This is a genomic window from Shewanella maritima (assembly GCF_043643735.1).
GTDB lineage: Bacteria > Pseudomonadota > Gammaproteobacteria > Enterobacterales > Shewanellaceae > Shewanella > Shewanella maritima_A.
On the sequence record NZ_JBHZSM010000003.1, the window covers coordinates 329,678 to 346,345 of the forward strand.

Here is a 16,668-nt window from a genome sequence, read left to right on the forward strand (position 1 = left end):
CCCTATGGGATACCAATTCTTTTCATTTGAAAAGAGCTTAAAACCACCGCCAGGTGGTTTTTTTGTACCTGTAATTTGAGGTAAAGCAAAGTAATTGAAAAGTTGTCATTCTCTTACCTAAAGATATTTCCCATTTGTTTACAAGGCTCGGTAACAGAAGGCCAAACCTCACAAGGAATACCAATCCTCTTCCATAAAAGCCCTTGAAGCATCCACAAGGGGGCTCTAAGCGGTAGCGAGCATTACGATTTAAAAGTTATTCTTTGCCATGGTTTACACTAATATATTCCTGCTTTTGCTTGTTTTGATTATTTACTCTAATGCAGTTCCCCAGTAAGGTAAAACAACGTGTTTGTTTTTGAGAGTAGCGGCAATGGAAAATGCCAAGTTATTTAATCTGAGCTCACTGATCCTTGCGCCAGTATTTTTGTTGCAGGGTAAATGGGTGAGGTTTCGAACCACTAAGTTACCTGAACCTGATGGTGATAGAGCTGGCGTGAGTGGAAAGGGAGATGAACTTCGTGTGATGATAGCTGGAGATTCCGCTGGTGCAGGGGTAGGCGTGCCAGAGCAAAGTCTGGCATTGTCAGGACAGCTTGCCCTATCTTTATCGCATTCTTATCAAGTCACTTGGCAATTACATGCCAAAGATGGAGATACATCTTCTCAGTTGTTGTCGCGCCTTCAATCTTTGCCAAAGCAGCAATACGATTATGTGGTGCTGTCTATTGGCGTAAATGATGTCACTAAGCAAACTTCATCTGGGCAGTGGCGAACTAATATCCAAGCCATTATTGAACTGTTACAGCAAAAATTTGCTGTAAAGGGGATTTTGTTCACTGCTATTCCACCGGTTCATCAATTTCCCGCCTTACCCAATCCACTTCGATGGTGGTTAGGCCAACGTGCGTCCAAGCTCAACCATTTGCTTGAAAAGGTATGTGCACAACACAAAGGAGTGAGCTTTGAGGCCATTCCCTTTCCGTTTGATGCAACACTTATGGCCAGTGACGGCTTTCATCCTGGTAAGCAGGCTTATCAAGTGTGGGGGCAATATATGGCACAGCGAATAGATCAGTTAACTACTGAAGCATAAAAAAGCCAGCAATGATGCCGGCTTTTTTGGACTAAATACAATCTAGCAGGGTAATCACTTCAATTTAATCGATTCCCAAAAAGCCGCCAGTTTGATGTGACCAAAGTTGGGCGTAAATTCCACCAGACTCGATTAATTGTTGGTGTGTACCCTGTTCTACGATTTGGCCGTTATCTAACACGATTAGTCTATCCATAGAGGCAATGGTCGATAATCTGTGCGCAATGGCAATCACGGTTTTGCCTTCCATCAATTGATACAGTGACTCCTGAATTGCTGCTTCAACTTCAGAATCGAGGGCTGATGTTGCTTCATCAAGCACCAAAATGGGCGCATTTTTCAATAAGACTCGGGCAATGGCAATTCGCTGACGCTGGCCGCCTGATAATTTAACACCTCTTTCTCCGACTTGTGCATCTAACCCTTGGTTACCGTATGGGTCAGTGAGATCATCAATAAAACCGGAGGCTTGTGCTTGTTCAATCGCTTTGAGCAGACTTTCTTCATCAGCATTAGGGTCACCATAAAGAATATTCTCACGGATTGAACGGTGCAGCAGTGAAGTATCCTGTGTCACCATGCCAATATGCGCTCGCAATGACTCTTGCGTGACATCAGTGAGCTTTTGGTTATCAATCAAAATGTCGCCTTGTTCAACATCGTGAAAGCGCAATAACAAATTAACGAGTGTTGATTTACCTGCGCCTGAGCGACCCACTAACCCTACTTTTTCACCTGGTTTGATATTGAGATTTAGGTTGTCGATGACGCCTGATTTTTCACCGTAATGGAAACTAACCTGCCTAAAATCTATTTCACCATGATTGACAACAATATCGGGTGCGTTAGGTTTATCTTGAATAAGAATCGGTTTAGACAAGGTATTCATGCCATCTGTGACTGTACCAATATTTTCAAATAGAGAACTGATCTCCCACATGATCCACTGTGACATACCGTTAAGTCGCAACGCCAAACTCACCGCGATAGCAATTGCACCTACGGTAATAGCATCATCTGCCCAAAGCCAAATCGAGATAGCGGCAATGGTAAAGGCGAGTATGTAGTTGATAACTTGGACAGATACATTAATCACTGTCACTAAGCGCATTTGTTTATAAACTGTTTGCAAAAAGCCAAACATGCTGTCCTTAGCGTATTCAGCTTCTTGGTTGGTGTGTGAGAATAGTTTCACGGTTGAGATATTGGTATAACTATCGACCACACGTCCAGTCATGGTTGAGCGTGCATCAGCTTGTTCAGCTGATACAGCTTTTAACTTAGGTACTAATTTCCATTGAATCGCCACATAAGCAAATAGCCAAATCAACATTGGCAGCATTAAACGCACGTCAGCGCTAGCAATCATCACTAACATCGAGGTGAAATACACCAAAATATACATCAACACATCGAGTAGCTTCATCACACTTTCACGCACCGCGAGGGATGTTTGCATGACTTTAGTGGCGACACGGCCGGCAAAATCATCTTGATAAAACGCAATACTTTGCTTGAGTAAATACCTGTGGGATTGCCAACGAATTGCCATTGGGTAATTACCCAATAACCCTTGGTAAACAATAGATGCATGCAACCAAGTCAGAAGTGGAATAATCACCAATACTATTACCGACATCATAATCAGTGTGCTGGCTTCATCTTGCCATAAAGTGTCTGATTCTTTGCTCACTAGCCAGTCTACCAATTGCCCCATAAAACCAAACAGCGATACTTCTAATATCGCGAGGGTTGACGTTAGAATTGACATGATGATCAGTAATTTGCCGAAACCTTTTGTGTAGTGACGGCAAAAAGCCACTAGTTCTTTAGGCGGCTGGCTTGGTGTTTCATCAGGCATAGGTTGAGTCAAAGACTCGAAAAATTTAAACATATGATGTGTATCACTTGCGGGCAACAATTGGGACATAGGATACAGGAGTGAGTGTAATTAGCAGCTTATTTTGCCCTTGGTAAATAGATTCACATTATTAAGTTCCGTTTTCCGCTAGTTTAAAAAGGCATCTGGTGTAACATGAAAAACTAATTAAACACCTAATCTATTTTAACTGGGCGAGCAAATGACCAAGTCCACAGCATTAACTGATTGCCAAGTTCCACAACAAGTGTGTCGTCAGGCGCGTCTCAGTCGCGACCCTCGATTTGATGGCAAGTTTTTTACAGGGGTGCTGTCTACTGGTATCTATTGTCGCTCTATTTGCCCTGCCACGGCTCCGCTTGAGAAAAATGTACGTTATTTCGACTCACCGATCCAAGCATCTAACGCAGGGTTAAGACCGTGTTTACGTTGCCGACCCGATAGTGCGCCACATTCACCCGCTTGGTTAGGCGTACAGACGACAGTTCATCGCGCAGTAAGTATTATTGAAAGTGGCTATTTGCAAGGTGAAACTGCAGCGAGTGTCACTGATTTAGCAACTCGTCTTGGGATCAGTAGCCGATATCTCTCTCAATTGTTCAATCGTCATATTGGCTGCTCTCCCAAGCAGTATGCTTTGTATCAACAACTGATGTTTGCTAAGCAGTTACTGGTTGAATCTCAACTATCTGTGACTGATATTGCCAGCGCGAGCGGTTTCAGCAGTATTCGTCGTTTTAATGAAGCGTTTAAGCAAACATTGCAGCTGACACCAAGTCAGGTGAGAAAACGACAAAATTTTGCTGGTGTCCGCAATAAGGGGAACAATACAAAAACAATCGTAAACGAAGCTTCCGATAAAGATAATTTACTCAATGTAGAGACTGCACCTGATGTCAGTATTGCGCTAAGTTATCGCCCCCCATTTGATTGGCAATACTTGATAGATTTTTACAAATTACGACAAATTAACCAAATGGAGTGGGTGAGTGAAGGGGGATATCAGCGTACTTTTGATATTGAAGGTGTAAAAGGATTACTGTGCATAACGCATAAGGCAGATAAACATCAACTGCAGTTATCCTTATACTTAGCTGAACAGTCTGACATTTCGCAGTTAATGCCGGTGATTAAAACACTGCGACGATGTTTTGATTTAGATGCAGATATGCAGATCATTGATGCCAATATGGCTCACATTCTAAATAAACATTATTTACCCCAGTCAATACGCATTCCTGGCGTTCCTAGTGCATTTGAGGCGGCATGTAGAGCAGTATTAGGTCAGCAGGTGAGTGTTAAGCAAGCGACCAATCTGGTCAATACATTAGTCAAGGAATGTGGTCAGTCAATTCATGTGGCAAATGGTCAATCGGTGAAGCTGTTTCCGACACCTAAAATTGTTGCTAATGCTGATTTGAGCAACCTGAAAATGCCAGCTTCTCGTCATCAAACATTAAGAAGCTTAGCGCAATATATTGTTGAAAACCCATTGGCTGAAATTGATGATTGGCTGACCGTTAAAGGTATCGGTCCTTGGACTGTCGCTTACACTAAGATGCGAGGTTGTCAGGCTCCTGATATCCTTTTATCTGGCGATCTGATTGTTAAAAATACCCTTAAATCCATGTGGCAGCAGCAAGGGCGGAATATCGAATCGAATAAAGCGTATCAGCAACAGGTCGAAGCACTGGCAAAGCAAATTAGCCCATGGGGCAGTTATTTAACACTGCAATTATGGCATTTGTCTGTCCATGGTAATGAAAATTATTAAACACTTGTTTACCTCAGTTTGGAAAAAGTAGAAAATTAAATTGTATACTGAATCAGTATTTTAGGAACTGAAGCATGAGTCATCAATCTATTCAATATCAAGCGCCTTGTATCCAAGCAACGGTTGTGTGCCCTGTGGGGACGATATCAGTAAGTGCTTCACACCTTGGCATTACGCATTTAACCATGGCATCAGTGGCTGAAACACCTGACGAAGCCATAGAAACCCAGTTGTTAGATACGTTGCTATTAGAAAATGGCAGTGGTGAACCGCATCCTACTCACTTGTTTCATGCTCGGATCCACTTAATTAAAATGATCCGCCAATTACAAGAATATTTTGCAGGCACGAGGCTAACCTTTGATGTGCCATTAGCCGCTAAAGGCACTGAATTTCAACAACAGGTTTGGCAAGCGCTAACACAAATGCAGTACGGTGAAGCATGTTGTTATTCAGATATCGCCGAACAAATTAATCGACCTAAAGCCATGCGGGCGGTGGGTGCGGCAAATGGCGCAAACCCAATTGCGATAGTGGTACCGTGTCATCGTGTCATTGGTAAAAATGGTAAATTGACTGGCTATGCGCATGGACTGCCGATGAAATCATATCTATTGTCTCTCGAATCCAAGTATCGTGTGAGCCAATAAGTGTTGCCGTTACAGCTTGCTATGAGGTGGCTGGTAGTGCTTGGCTAAACGATTGGACGCATGTTGTTTTTTCACCCAAACTTAAATGGATTAATATTAGTATTCGTACAGCTTGATGAGGTAAAATGTCAGGCTGACTTTGTATCTACCTGGCGCCTCCTATGACCCAAGCTGTTGCTTCATTCTCTGATTTTGCTTTTGCCCCTTCGATTGTTGAGCGTTTACAGACGCTAAATTATCAACAACCGACACCTGTTCAAGCTCAGGCAATTCCATTAATCCTGGCGGGCAAAGATATCATCGCTGGCGCAAATACAGGGGCTGGTAAAACAGCTGCATTTGCTCTGCCAATAATTCAGAATGTGATTACAGGTAAAGCCAGAGATAAAGGTAATTGGGTATCTCACTTGATTGTGGTACCCACGCGTGAGTTAGCTAAACAGGTTGCCGATAACATTGTGTCTTACAGTGCACACACCAATGGCAAAGTCAAAGTCGTTAGTGTTTTTGGTGGTGTCTCTGTTAATTCACAGATGTTGTCTTTACGTGGTGGCGCAGATGTTATTGTTGCCACCCCTGGTCGGTTGCTGGATTTGATTTCATCCAATGCTGTGAAGCTAGACAAAGTTACCCACCTCGTGCTTGATGAAGCAGACAGATTACTTAATCTGGGTTTTACTCAAGAATTGCAACAAATCTTAGCCTTATTGCCCAAGCAAAAACAGACGCTATTGTTCTCAGCAACCTTTCCTGAAGAAGTAATAGGGTTAGCTAAAGAGTTACTCGTTAATCCTGTAGAACTCGCGCTTCAAAATGAGCAAGAAAGCACACTCGTTCAGCGTGTGTTTACGGTAAACCGTGAAACTAAAACAGCGTTACTTGCGCATTTAATTAAACAGCATCAATGGCAGCAAGCGTTGATTTTTGTGAGTGCGAAGAAAAGTTGTCATCACTTGTCGCAAAAACTGGCAAAGCGTGGCATCAATGCCCAAGTATTTCATGGTGATCAAGCTCAAGGTGCCAGAACCCGTGTGCTCAATGAGTTTAAGAATGGTGACATTGATGTGCTTATTGCCACAGATATCGCAGCGCGTGGTATCGACATCGATAAGCTGCCTGTTGTGATTAACTATGACTTACCTAGAAGCCCTGCTGATTATATGCACCGAATCGGCCGCAGTGGCCGTGCTGGTGAGGTGGGCTTAGCGGTAACATTGTTGAGTCATGATGAGTATCACCACTTCAAAGTAATTGAGAAGAAAAATAAGATCAGCTTGCCACGTGAGCAGGAAGCTGGCTTTGAAGCGGATGAAGCCATGCCAGAAGACATTAAAACAGTGGCAGTGGCTAAACCTGAAGGTACAGGTAAGAAAAAACGCAAGAAAGTACCCGCAGCCAATCAAGATATCTGGTCAAAAAGCTAGTTTTGAATTAGTGGCATGTAAATAGCGGAAGGCTTAACAGTGAGTACAGCATTTTTCTGGTTAGTAGAGCAACAAATCGCTGGCGCAAGTCGTCAGCATCTTGATGCAAATATGATTGAGCAATTAGCATGTGATGACATTAACCAAGTTATTTGCATTGGGAACCAACATACTGTTGAACATGCTCTAGCCGCAAAATTCGGTGTGTCAGTCACATCTGTTGCTTTACTAGAGATGATAACGTGCAATACCAACTCACTTGATGTGTGGACAGAGGTTTTACCTGCAGTTGTGCAAAAAATGCAGCAGTCTGACACATGTTTGCTTTTAGGTGATGAACAAGTGGTGGCGGTTTCAATGGCATATTATTTAATGGATATAGGTGCCGCACCAGTTAATGCTGTCAGTCAAGTGCGTGCAGCGAATGAGAGTGCATTTCAAAGTCCTTGGGATCAATTTGTATATGATGTGCTATATCATTTACAGTAAAGTGATATAGGCATATTTTAGCGTGTAATTCGTGTGGAGGAATCACATTGAAAATCATAGGGAAATGCTGTTTTTTAGCCTTTATCATTATCGTCTTTTCAGGCTGTACCAGCCATTATATTTACCCTAATGCTCCGCTAGAATATAAGTTACCTCAACCGATAGGTACGCCATTAGCTGACTATTATCAGCAATACTTTGAGCAATACCCTATTGCACATCAAAACACAGCTCTCTACCCCTTAGGTGATGGCATTGATGCCTTTATTGCGCGGCTTGCGACCGTTGAGATGGCCACTGAAGCAGTTGATGTGCAGTATTATATTTACCGTAATGATGACACCAGCAAAATCTTGACCTTATTTTTAATGCATGCCGCTAACCGAGGTGTAAGGGTTAGGTTGTTACTCGATGATATGGGCACCTCTGGCTTAGATTCGCCATTAATGTCTCTGTCAAATCATCCTAATGTTTCAGTACGCATGTTTAATCCAATCAAAGATAGGAAAAAACGAGTTTGGTCGTTTCTCAGTGACTTTGGCAGAGTCAATCATCGCATGCACAACAAGTCATTGACCGTAGATAACATGCTGAGCATTGTAGGAGGGCGCAACATTGGGAATGAGTATTTCTCTGCAGATGAAAATGTCGAGTTTGGTGATTTCGATGTGCTATTGATGGGGCCTGCGGTAGATGAGGTTTCAGATCAATTTGATCTATATTGGAATGCGTCTCAGGTTAAGCCTATTGAGCAATTAGTGGAGGCATTCGATGATTTATCATGGGACGTAGAGCTTAATCGGTTAGCTGAGTTTCAGCAAATATTTGAACAAAGCCAATATTATACTCGTTTAAATGAAAGTGAATTCCTTAAACAATTATTGAATGACAAATTGCACTGGTACCATGTGAACGCCAACGTGATTTTTGACCCTCCAAACAAACTAAGCCAAATTGAGCAGGCCAATATCGTTGATGATTTAACCTCATTCTTTGATACAGCAGCAAGTAAGGTGCTTATCATATCTCCTTACTTTGTACCCACCCAAGCAGGCACAGACTCAATTATTGCTAAAGTGGAGCAAGGTATTGAGGTGAGAGTTGTCACCAATAGTTTAGCGGCAACTGATGTATTAGCTGTGCATTCCGGTTATACGCAATACCGTAGACAGTTAGTTGAAGCGGGGGTGATTGTTTATGAGCTTAAGGCCAATCTAGCCAGCCGTTATAAGAAAGAAAAGAAGATATCATTTAAAGGCAGCTCACGTTCTAGCTTACATGCCAAAACATTTGTGGTGGATGATACAGCGTCTTTTGTCGGATCATTTAATTTTGACCCTAGGAGTGCTGTGCTAAACACTGAAATGGGGGTGATCATTGACGATCAGCCGTTTACTCAACTTTATCTTGCGGAAATTGACGCTAAATTAAACAATAAAGTCTATCAGGTAAAAGTTGAGCAAGGTAGGCTTGTATGGCTTGATCTAGCCACGGGGGAAAAACTTACCCATGAGCCTGATACAAGTTTATGGCAACGTTTTATGGCGAACTTATTGTCTTACTTGCCAATCGAGTCGCAACTATAACAGTAAAATTAGCCATAGTTCGCAGACCGTTATCCACTTGTAATGCTATAGTCTTATTTAGGCGACAATTAGATAGGCAAAGGGTACGATGGCAGTGATGAAAAATAAAGCGAATCAATCTCAAGGGTTACTGCTTTTTAAACTGAATCATACGCAGTTATTTGCTCTGGGCACCCTGAAGATTCGTGAATTAATGCCGTTTACTCCATTAACTAAGTTACCTAAGTCTCATCCCTCTATTGCCGGTACCGCAACGGTACGTGGTAAAACCATTCCCGTGATTGATATGGCTGCTGCTATTGGCTTTAAACCTCTGTCTCAAGAAGAACTCGCCAAAAGCTATATCGTTGTAACGGATTGTCAGCGCATGGTCATCGGATTCATTGTGCGTGGCATTGAAAAAATCATTGAATGCAACTGGCGCGATATTGAGCCGCCGAGTAATAATTTAGGTGCTAATGCTTTCTTAACTGGGGTTACCCATGTTGATGATCGCATCGTGCAGTTACTGGATGTGGAATTGTTATTGTCCAAGATATTTCCTGGTGATCCTGCTACCAACAAAGCCATCATTACCGATGTGCAACGTGAGCAATTAAAACCGCTAAACATATTGTTAGTTGATGACTCTAAAGTGGCAAGGAAGCAGCTATCTGATGCGTTAGATTTGCTCAATATTCCTTATCAAGTCACATCAGATGGTCGAGACGCGTTATCTTTGATGGAGCAAGCTGCCCAAAATCAGGCGGCAATAGACATTCTAGTTAGTGATATTGAAATGCCTGGATTAGATGGCTATGAGCTCGCTTTTGAAGTGAAAAATAACCCTCTTACAGCCGATGCGTACATTATTTTGCATACTTCGTTATCCAGTGAGATAAGTGTCGGTCAAGCTAAGCAAGTTGGAGCAAATGAAGCTTTAACTAAATTTGATGCTAAAGAATTGATTGAAGCTATGCTTCGTGGTGCACAAGCGCCCAAAGAGTAAGCATCTTTAATGCATGGGTTTGTTGTGAAAATGTGTTTTGAATGCACTTGCGAAGTAAAGTTCTACAGTAAATTCATCTGATTGCTAGACTTTATCTGCTCCAAACTGATATATACCTATCATAGGCTTTACGATATAAATAACCAGAAACTGGGTTTGTATCGACATAAAATAAAAAAGCCATAAAAATATTATAATCCATAGGTCAAGACATGAATCAAAATACATCACTATTAGCACGTATTGCTAATGGCAGCCTCGTGCTACAAATTATTTGCGGCATTATCTTAGGTGTGATCCTCGCATCTATTTCTCCAACTGCAGCGGGTTATGTTTCTTTTTTAGGCAGCTTATTCGTTGAAGCGTTAAAAGCTATCGCTCCTGTTTTAGTATTTGTACTGGTCGCATCTTCTATTGCAAACCAAAAGAAAAATGCTCATACCAATATGCGCCCAATTATCGGCCTATATTTAGTGGGCACATTAGCGGCTTCGTTAACTGCAGTACTATTTAGCTTTGCATTTCCAACGACATTACTGTTGGCAACAGGCATCGAAGGTTCTAACCCACCACAAGGTATCGGCGAAGTATTGAGCACGCTGATGTATAAACTTGTCGATAATCCAGTCAATGCACTGATGACCAGTAACTATATTGGTATTCTAGCTTGGGGTGTTGGTTTAGGTATTGCGCTGCACCACGCGTCAGATACAACCAAAAAAGCGTTATCTGATGTCAGTGACGGCGTATCTTCTATTGTTCGCTTTGTTATTCGCTTAGCGCCAATTGGTATTTTTGGTTTAGTAGCGACAACGTTCGCAGAAACAGGCTTTGAAGCATTAGCGGGTTATGCGCAGTTACTCTCCGTATTAGTCGGTGCAATGCTGTTTATTGCATTAGTTGTAAACCCATTGATTGTTTACATCAAAATCAAACGTAACCCATACCCGCTAGTACTAAAATGTTTACGTGAAAGTGGTGTAACGGCATTTTTCACTCGCTCAAGTGCGGCTAATATCCCAGTGAACATGGCGTTGTGTGACAAGCTAAAACTTCACAAAGATACTTACTCAGTGTCTATTCCACTAGGTGCGACTATTAACATGGGTGGTGCTGCAATTACGATTACAGTATTAACGCTGGCTGCAGTTCACACACTAGGTATTTCAATTGATTTTGGTACGGCATTATTATTGAGTGTTATTGCTGCCGTTTCAGCTTGTGGCGCATCTGGTGTTGCTGGTGGTTCACTACTGCTTATTCCACTAGCATGTAGCTTGTTTGGTATTTCTAACGATGTAGCAATGCAGGTTGTTGCAGTTGGCTTCATTATTGGTGTTATTCAAGATTCAGCTGAGACAGCATTGAACAGCTCGACTGACGTAGTGTTCACTGCTGCGGCGTGTGAAGCTGCAGAGAATGCACAAAAAACTGCCTAAACCTAGGTATATAACTACAAAAGAGCGACAAAAAAGCGAAGCATGAGCTTCGCTTTTTTTATGGAACATCTTGGAAGAATATGTCATTCCTACTATGCGAAACAGCGACTGCTAATCGTATAAGGCGTTATTTAATGTATGAACCAACATGTTACTGAAATGGATGACGGCTGTGGAACGTCATCGGCTTATTTTTATAAGGATGTTCTATGGTGAGCGATTGAGCGTGGAGTCGTAATCTAGAGCTTGCTGCAACGCACTGCGAATCTCCATAGAATTGATCTCCCAAAATACAATGGCCTAACGCGAGCATATGCACTCTTAACTGATGAGTTCTCCCTGTTTGCGGCGTTAACTTAACCAATGTGGATTGTACTCTATGGTCTATCAGTTCAAAATCAGTTACCGCTGTTTTCCCATCAGGGTTGATCATTTGCAGTGGGCGTTTGTCTTTATTTGGCGCAATGGCGAGAGCGATTTGCCCATGTTGTTGCTCAAGCTTACCTTCAACTTCCGCGATATACACCTTGGTAGTAGTGCGGTTTTGAAACTGGGTTTTGATATGTGACTCAGCTTGTTTCGTTCGAGCAAATACCATGACCCCTGAAGTGTCACAATCTAGCCTGTGCACCAATATGACTTCTGGATATAAGGCCTGCAAACGCGTTAAGGCACAGTCGTGGGTGACTTCTGCAATACCTGGGTTTGATAATAACCCTGAAGGTTTATTGATGACGATAATGTCGCGATCAATATAGCGAATATCGAGCCAAGGAATTGAAGGTGGATTGTATTGAAAAACTTGCATGCAGTGCTCGGTTGGTTGGCTGAAACAGTTACAGGGGTGTTGTCTTTTGCTTATAATAACAAAACTACCAAAATTCCACAGGAATTAATCGAGCTAACTCAGGCCTAATTAGTTGGTATTTGCGGCTAACCACATTCTTATTTTCATTCCCCAAGTGGATGTCGCTCCCTGAGTGACATAACGGATTTGTTGCTTGTCATCGATAATATAAATTGCAGGCAGTGCGAATGCACCCCATTGTTCACTCATATCAGGTTGATTATCTGGTGCATCTTGATTGATAACCTCAAATTGATATTCATTTTCCTGCATATAGCGTTGAATATGATTGTCTGTATTTGATGCTACCGCAATAGTCAGCACTTGATAGTCATCAAGGTGTAACTGATTTACCATCGGAGAAGTAATACGACACACTGCGCACCAAGTGCCCCAAAAATACAGCAGAGTAGGCCGATCGGATTGTAAAGTATCGCTCGAAGAGAGTGTACTGAATGCTGGGTTTTGGGTTTGAGATAATGGCAGCTTGTCTTGTTTATCAAGATTAAACCCATGAACGGCTTGGCCATGAATATTTATGCCATTAATGGCTATCGCTTGTCCCCGATGCATATCTCTTTGCAAATAACTGCTAATGGCAAATAATATTACGAATAAAATGAGTAAATCTCTAAGCTGTGTTAACCAAAAGCGACCACTTCGAAGTTGTTGTTTAAGTGTCAGCTTTGTCGCTTTATTTGTCATTGTGCCCACTCATTTTGAGAAAGTGCTGTGTGAGGTTTACAGCGATTATTCTGGTAAATACAGTTCAGGGGTTTTACGTGAGTATATTTTGCTATATGCCATTAACTGTGGGTAGAAGGTTCGAAACGCAATTTCTATATCCACATACAGTTTGTCGATATCTTTGATTGCTGTATTAAATAACTCCGGCTTACTCAGACGTTTACTCACACCTTTAATAGCTTGGTTTAAGCCTTCTCGATGTTGATAACTCCCTAGCCAATCTTGCTCAATGATATTTGGCACGATAGTTTGCAATTTTTCAGGTAACTGAGTTGTCTGTTGAATATCTAGATAGGCTTTTTGGCAAAAATCTTTCAAAGATTGATGATGATACTCATCCCAGTAGTAGGCAAGGTAGTGATCAAACGTGAGGTCAATTAAGATTGGTGCGACTCGGCGAGAGCTATTTGGAAAGGATTTAATTAAATCCACAATTATTTCATGGTTATCGGTGATGTTATCAATTTTTCTATGTAGCCAGATCCCCTGCTTTAAATGTTGAGGGTGGTGATTAATATCGCCTTTGGCGAAATCGCCAGCTAAGTTTGCTGCTAAACCAGTTTCACTAATGTCAGCCAAGTGCAAATGTGCGAGAAAGTTCATAAATCGCTCTTTTAATTTAAAATAGTTCGCGTAATATGTTGCTTATAAGTTATACAGCATAGCTCGCATGAGACCTGACTTTATCTTCTTAATAGGGCTAATGTCGAGGGTTAACTTAGAAATATTAGCAAGATAAACCAATAGTTAGCTTAACAGTACGCTATTGGTGATGATAAATTATTGAGTTCGGTTTTAAGGATCAAGGATGATGAAAAACTGGTTTAACAAATTGTTAGGGAAAGACGCTGCGCCTAAACGCAAAAAAGTTCAAATCAATCTTAACTATGAAGCCCATAGCTTTAAGCTACAGGACTTAGATACAGAGGTTGTTGAAGATTTGAATAAGCAAGATGCGCGATTGTCTCAAGAAAAACTGACAAAATAAGCTTTACGCTTGATATTATACGGCCGCAGTCATAGACTAGCGGCCGTTTTTGTTTGCAGAGAAATAATACTATGCGTGTTGCTGATTTTAACTTTGATTTACCTGATGAATTGATTGCGCGTTACCCAACCGCTGAGCGAAATGCATCACGCTTATTGACTCTTGATGGGCCTACTGGCGCATTATCTGACAAACATTTCACTGATATATTGGCAATGATTGAGCCAGGCGACCTGATGGTATTTAACAATACTCGGGTTATTCCAGCACGTTTATTCGGCCAAAAATCTACAGGCGGTAAGCTTGAAATATTAGTTGAGCGTATGCTTGATGATAAGCGTGTGCTTGCGCATGTTCGCTGCTCTAAATCGCCAAAAGTGGATAGCATGATTGAGCTTGATAATGGTTATCAAATGAAAATGCTTGCCAGACATGACGCGCTATTTGAGCTTGAGCTGCAGCAAGACAACACTATTTTGGCCGTATTAGAAGAAATCGGTCACATGCCATTACCGCCATACATTGACCGCCCTGATGAAGAGACAGACAAAGAGCGTTATCAAACCGTTTATAACGATAAACCTGGTGCAGTTGCAGCCCCAACGGCAGGGCTTCACTTTGATGATGCTATGCTGGCGGCATTGAAAGAAAAGGGCGTAGATGTCGCCTTTGTGACATTGCATGTTGGCGCGGGTACGTTTCAGCCGGTGAGAGTTGATAATGTTCTTGAGCATAAAATGCACTCTGAGTGGGCTGATGTGCCAGAAGATGTTGTGCAAAAGATTGCCGAGACTAAAGCAAATGGTAACCGTGTTATTGCAGTGGGCACTACATCCGTACGTTCATTAGAAAGTGCAGCAAAAGCTTCTGGTGAGCAACCATTAGCCCCGTTTAGTGGCGATACCGATATTTTTATTTACCCTGGTTACAAGTTTAAAGTGATTGATGCCATGGTGACTAATTTCCATTTACCAGAATCAACATTAATCATGTTATTAAGTGCATTTGCCGGCTATGACGAAGTGATGAGTGCTTACCAACATGCAATATCACAAAAATATCGCTTTTTTAGCTATGGCGATGCCATGTTTGTGACAAAAAAAGCCGACTAACGCTGGTTTTTGCTTTAAAATAACCGCCCACAATCATGTGGGCTTTTTTGTTTTTGCAGCTTGTTTATTTTAAACATGCTTGAAGCACAGAAATTAGCCCTTATCTCTATTGATATAAAGGTAGTCAGACTGTTTATCTGGCAAGGTGATATATGAAATTTGAATTAGACACCACAGACGGCCGTGCTCGTCGTGGTCGATTAGTATTTGAACGCGGTACCGTTGAGACACCGGCATTTATGCCAGTGGGTACATACGGCACAGTGAAAGGTATGACGCCTGAAGAAGTTCGAGCAACAGGTGCCGATATCCTATTGGGCAACACATTCCATTTATGGTTACGCCCTGGTGAAGAAATCATGCGTAAGCATGGCGATTTACACGACTTCATGAATTGGCAGCGTCCAATTTTAACTGACTCAGGCGGGTTCCAAGTATTTAGTTTGGGCGACATCCGCAAAATCACCGAAGAAGGGGTTCACTTCCGTTCGCCTATCAACGGTGAGAAAATCTTCCTCGACCCTGAAAAGTCGATGCAGATCCAAGATAGTTTAGGCAGTGATGTGGTGATGATTTTTGATGAATGTACACCGTATCCAGCCACACACGATGAAGCGCGTAAGTCAATGCAGATGTCACTGCGTTGGGCTCAGCGATCTCGTGATGAGTTCGACCGCTTAGAAAACCCTAACTCACTATTTGGTATTATCCAAGGTGGTGTTTACGAAGATCTTCGTGACGAAAGCATTAAAGGGTTAACCGACATTGGTTTTGATGGTTATGCAGTAGGTGGTTTAGCCGTTGGTGAGCCAAAAGAAGATATGCACCGCATTCTTGAGCATGTTTGCCCACAAATTCCAGAAGACAAACCGCGTTACTTAATGGGTGTCGGTAAGCCTGAGGATTTAGTAGAAGGCGTACGCCGTGGCGTAGATATGTTTGACTGTGTTATGCCAACACGGAATGCGCGTAATGGCCATTTATTCACCAGTGAAGGTGTGATTAAAATTCGTAATGCTCGTCATCGCGATGACACATCACCATTGGATGAGAAGTGTGATTGTTATACCTGTAAAAACTATTCACGTGCCTATTTGTACCATTTAGACCGTTGTAATGAAATCCTAGGTGCGCGTTTAAACACCATTCACAACCTACGTTACTATCAAATGTTGATGGAAGGTTTGCGTGGCGCCATCGAGACAGGTACATTAGACGACTTTGTTAAAGACTTCTACACCAGTTTAGGCCGTGAAGTGCCGGAACTGACTGAGTAATTTTACGTAAATAAGAAGAGAGAACTATGTTTATTTCAAACGCATATGCAAACGCAGCTGGCGCACCTCAAGGTGGCGAAACCATGCAACTTATTTTCATGTTAGTTGTGTTCGGTTTAATTTTTTACTTTATGATTTTCCGCCCTCAATCTAAGCGCGTAAAAGAACATAAGAACCTTATGGGGTCACTCTCTAAAGGTGATGAAGTGCTAACTAATGGTGGCATTTTAGGCAAGATTACTAAGATCACGGCTGAGAATGATTACGTGCTATTAGAAATCAATGACAATAACCAAATTACCATTAAAAAGGATTATATCGCGGCAGTACTACCGAAAGGTTCTATTAAGTCGCTGTAAGCCAAGAGGGCTC

16 protein-coding genes are annotated in these 16,668 nt (G+C 42.0%); 12 read left to right on the forward strand and 4 right to left on the reverse strand.

Translation table 11 applies throughout. The features are described from left to right. The first annotated feature begins 373 nt into the window (after positions 1-373). Complete coding sequence (locus ACHUGF_RS05675) at positions 374-1,096, forward strand: SGNH/GDSL hydrolase family protein (RefSeq protein ID WP_394129802.1); 723 nt, start codon at positions 374-376, stop codon at positions 1,094-1,096. Between the two features lie 64 nt (positions 1,097-1,160). Here the strand turns inward: ACHUGF_RS05675 and ACHUGF_RS05680 are convergent, their stop codons facing one another. Further along, positions 1,161-2,990: an ABC transporter ATP-binding protein gene (locus ACHUGF_RS05680; protein WP_394129803.1), complete on the reverse strand. Its 1,830-nt coding sequence runs from the start codon at positions 2,988-2,990 to the stop codon at positions 1,161-1,163. A gap of 187 nt (positions 2,991-3,177) precedes the next feature. Here ACHUGF_RS05680 and ACHUGF_RS05685 point away from each other — a divergent pair, with 187 nt between their 5' ends. The 7 genes from ACHUGF_RS05685 to sstT all read left to right on the forward strand — a co-directional run bounded on the left by ACHUGF_RS05685 (position 3,178) and on the right by sstT (position 11,325). Further along, positions 3,178-4,749 (forward strand): DNA-3-methyladenine glycosylase 2 family protein, encoded by a 1,572-nt coding sequence (locus tag ACHUGF_RS05685; protein WP_394129804.1) that lies wholly within the window; start codon positions 3,178-3,180, stop codon positions 4,747-4,749. Positions 4,750-4,823: 74 nt separating this feature from the next. Then, positions 4,824-5,399: a methylated-DNA--[protein]-cysteine S-methyltransferase gene (locus ACHUGF_RS05690; protein WP_394129805.1), complete on the forward strand. Its 576-nt coding sequence runs from the start codon at positions 4,824-4,826 to the stop codon at positions 5,397-5,399. A 161-nt stretch (positions 5,400-5,560) separates the two neighbouring features. Beyond that, positions 5,561-6,823 (forward strand): DEAD/DEAH box helicase, encoded by a 1,263-nt coding sequence (locus ACHUGF_RS05695; protein WP_394129806.1) that lies wholly within the window; start codon positions 5,561-5,563, stop codon positions 6,821-6,823. A gap of 39 nt (positions 6,824-6,862) precedes the next feature. Next, positions 6,863-7,312, forward strand: coding sequence for a hypothetical protein (locus tag ACHUGF_RS05700; protein ID WP_394129807.1), 450 nt, complete (start codon positions 6,863-6,865; stop codon positions 7,310-7,312). A 47-nt stretch (positions 7,313-7,359) separates the two neighbouring features. Beyond that, a complete protein-coding gene (locus ACHUGF_RS05705; RefSeq protein WP_394129808.1) occupies positions 7,360-8,898 on the forward strand; it encodes a phospholipase D family protein in 1,539 nt (512 codons plus the stop codon). Between the two features lie 97 nt (positions 8,899-8,995). Further along, positions 8,996-9,886 carry a chemotaxis protein gene (locus tag ACHUGF_RS05710; protein WP_394129870.1) on the forward strand — a complete coding sequence of 297 codons (891 nt, stop codon included), beginning with the start codon at positions 8,996-8,998 and terminating at the stop codon, positions 9,884-9,886. A 212-nt stretch (positions 9,887-10,098) separates the two neighbouring features. Next, on the forward strand, positions 10,099-11,325 hold the full coding sequence (gene sstT, locus ACHUGF_RS05715; RefSeq protein WP_394129809.1) for a serine/threonine transporter SstT: 1,227 nt from the start codon (positions 10,099-10,101) through the stop codon (positions 11,323-11,325). 151 nt (positions 11,326-11,476) lie between these two features. On the opposite strand, the gene ACHUGF_RS05720 is transcribed toward sstT, so the two are convergent. The 3 genes from ACHUGF_RS05720 to ACHUGF_RS05730 form a co-directional block, all read right to left on the reverse strand. Then, on the reverse strand, positions 11,477-12,133 hold the full coding sequence (locus tag ACHUGF_RS05720) for an RluA family pseudouridine synthase (RefSeq protein WP_394129810.1): 657 nt from the start codon (positions 12,131-12,133) through the stop codon (positions 11,477-11,479). A gap of 108 nt (positions 12,134-12,241) precedes the next feature. Next, positions 12,242-12,877 carry a protein disulfide oxidoreductase gene (locus ACHUGF_RS05725; protein WP_394129811.1) on the reverse strand — a complete coding sequence of 212 codons (636 nt, stop codon included), beginning with the start codon at positions 12,875-12,877 and terminating at the stop codon, positions 12,242-12,244. A 45-nt stretch (positions 12,878-12,922) separates the two neighbouring features. Then, complete coding sequence (locus tag ACHUGF_RS05730) at positions 12,923-13,522, reverse strand: acyl carrier protein phosphodiesterase (protein ID WP_394129812.1); 600 nt, start codon at positions 13,520-13,522, stop codon at positions 12,923-12,925. Between the two features lie 205 nt (positions 13,523-13,727). Between ACHUGF_RS05730 and ACHUGF_RS05735 the strand changes: the two genes are divergently transcribed. From ACHUGF_RS05735 to yajC, 4 genes are all read left to right on the forward strand, one after another. Then, positions 13,728-13,907, forward strand: coding sequence for a hypothetical protein (locus ACHUGF_RS05735; RefSeq protein WP_394129813.1), 180 nt, complete (start codon positions 13,728-13,730; stop codon positions 13,905-13,907). A gap of 71 nt (positions 13,908-13,978) precedes the next feature. Continuing rightward, positions 13,979-15,019, forward strand: coding sequence for a tRNA preQ1(34) S-adenosylmethionine ribosyltransferase-isomerase QueA (queA, locus tag ACHUGF_RS05740; RefSeq protein WP_394129814.1), 1,041 nt, complete (start codon positions 13,979-13,981; stop codon positions 15,017-15,019). Positions 15,020-15,171: 152 nt separating this feature from the next. After that, positions 15,172-16,296, forward strand: coding sequence for a tRNA guanosine(34) transglycosylase Tgt (tgt, locus tag ACHUGF_RS05745; RefSeq protein ID WP_394129815.1), 1,125 nt, complete (start codon positions 15,172-15,174; stop codon positions 16,294-16,296). Between the two features lie 26 nt (positions 16,297-16,322). Further along, complete coding sequence (gene yajC / locus ACHUGF_RS05750) at positions 16,323-16,655, forward strand: preprotein translocase subunit YajC (RefSeq protein WP_394129816.1); 333 nt, start codon at positions 16,323-16,325, stop codon at positions 16,653-16,655. Positions 16,656-16,668 lie beyond the last annotated feature (13 nt).

What these genes read in the sequence shown, in the direction of transcription:
- ACHUGF_RS05710 (WP_394129870.1), top strand. Translation starts at nt 8,996, where the DNA reads ATGAAAAATAAAGCGAATCAATCTCAAGGGTTACTGCTTTTTAAACTG.
- ACHUGF_RS05720 (WP_394129810.1), bottom strand. Translation starts at nt 12,133, where the DNA reads ATGCAAGTTTTTCAATACAATCCACCTTCAATTCCTTGGCTCGATATT.
- tgt (WP_394129815.1), top strand. Translation starts at nt 15,172, where the DNA reads ATGAAATTTGAATTAGACACCACAGACGGCCGTGCTCGTCGTGGTCGA.
- ACHUGF_RS05695 (WP_394129806.1), top strand. Translation starts at nt 5,561, where the DNA reads ATGACCCAAGCTGTTGCTTCATTCTCTGATTTTGCTTTTGCCCCTTCG.
- ACHUGF_RS05735 (WP_394129813.1), top strand. Translation starts at nt 13,728, where the DNA reads ATGATGAAAAACTGGTTTAACAAATTGTTAGGGAAAGACGCTGCGCCT.
- queA (WP_394129814.1), top strand. Translation starts at nt 13,979, where the DNA reads ATGCGTGTTGCTGATTTTAACTTTGATTTACCTGATGAATTGATTGCG.
- ACHUGF_RS05675 (WP_394129802.1), top strand. Translation starts at nt 374, where the DNA reads ATGGAAAATGCCAAGTTATTTAATCTGAGCTCACTGATCCTTGCGCCA.
- ACHUGF_RS05725 (WP_394129811.1), bottom strand. Translation starts at nt 12,877, where the DNA reads ATGACAAATAAAGCGACAAAGCTGACACTTAAACAACAACTTCGAAGT.
- ACHUGF_RS05690 (WP_394129805.1), top strand. Translation starts at nt 4,824, where the DNA reads ATGAGTCATCAATCTATTCAATATCAAGCGCCTTGTATCCAAGCAACG.
- yajC (WP_394129816.1), top strand. Translation starts at nt 16,323, where the DNA reads ATGTTTATTTCAAACGCATATGCAAACGCAGCTGGCGCACCTCAAGGT.
- ACHUGF_RS05730 (WP_394129812.1), bottom strand. Translation starts at nt 13,522, where the DNA reads ATGAACTTTCTCGCACATTTGCACTTGGCTGACATTAGTGAAACTGGT.
- ACHUGF_RS05685 (WP_394129804.1), top strand. Translation starts at nt 3,178, where the DNA reads ATGACCAAGTCCACAGCATTAACTGATTGCCAAGTTCCACAACAAGTG.
- ACHUGF_RS05680 (WP_394129803.1), bottom strand. Translation starts at nt 2,990, where the DNA reads ATGTTTAAATTTTTCGAGTCTTTGACTCAACCTATGCCTGATGAAACA.
- sstT (WP_394129809.1), top strand. Translation starts at nt 10,099, where the DNA reads ATGAATCAAAATACATCACTATTAGCACGTATTGCTAATGGCAGCCTC.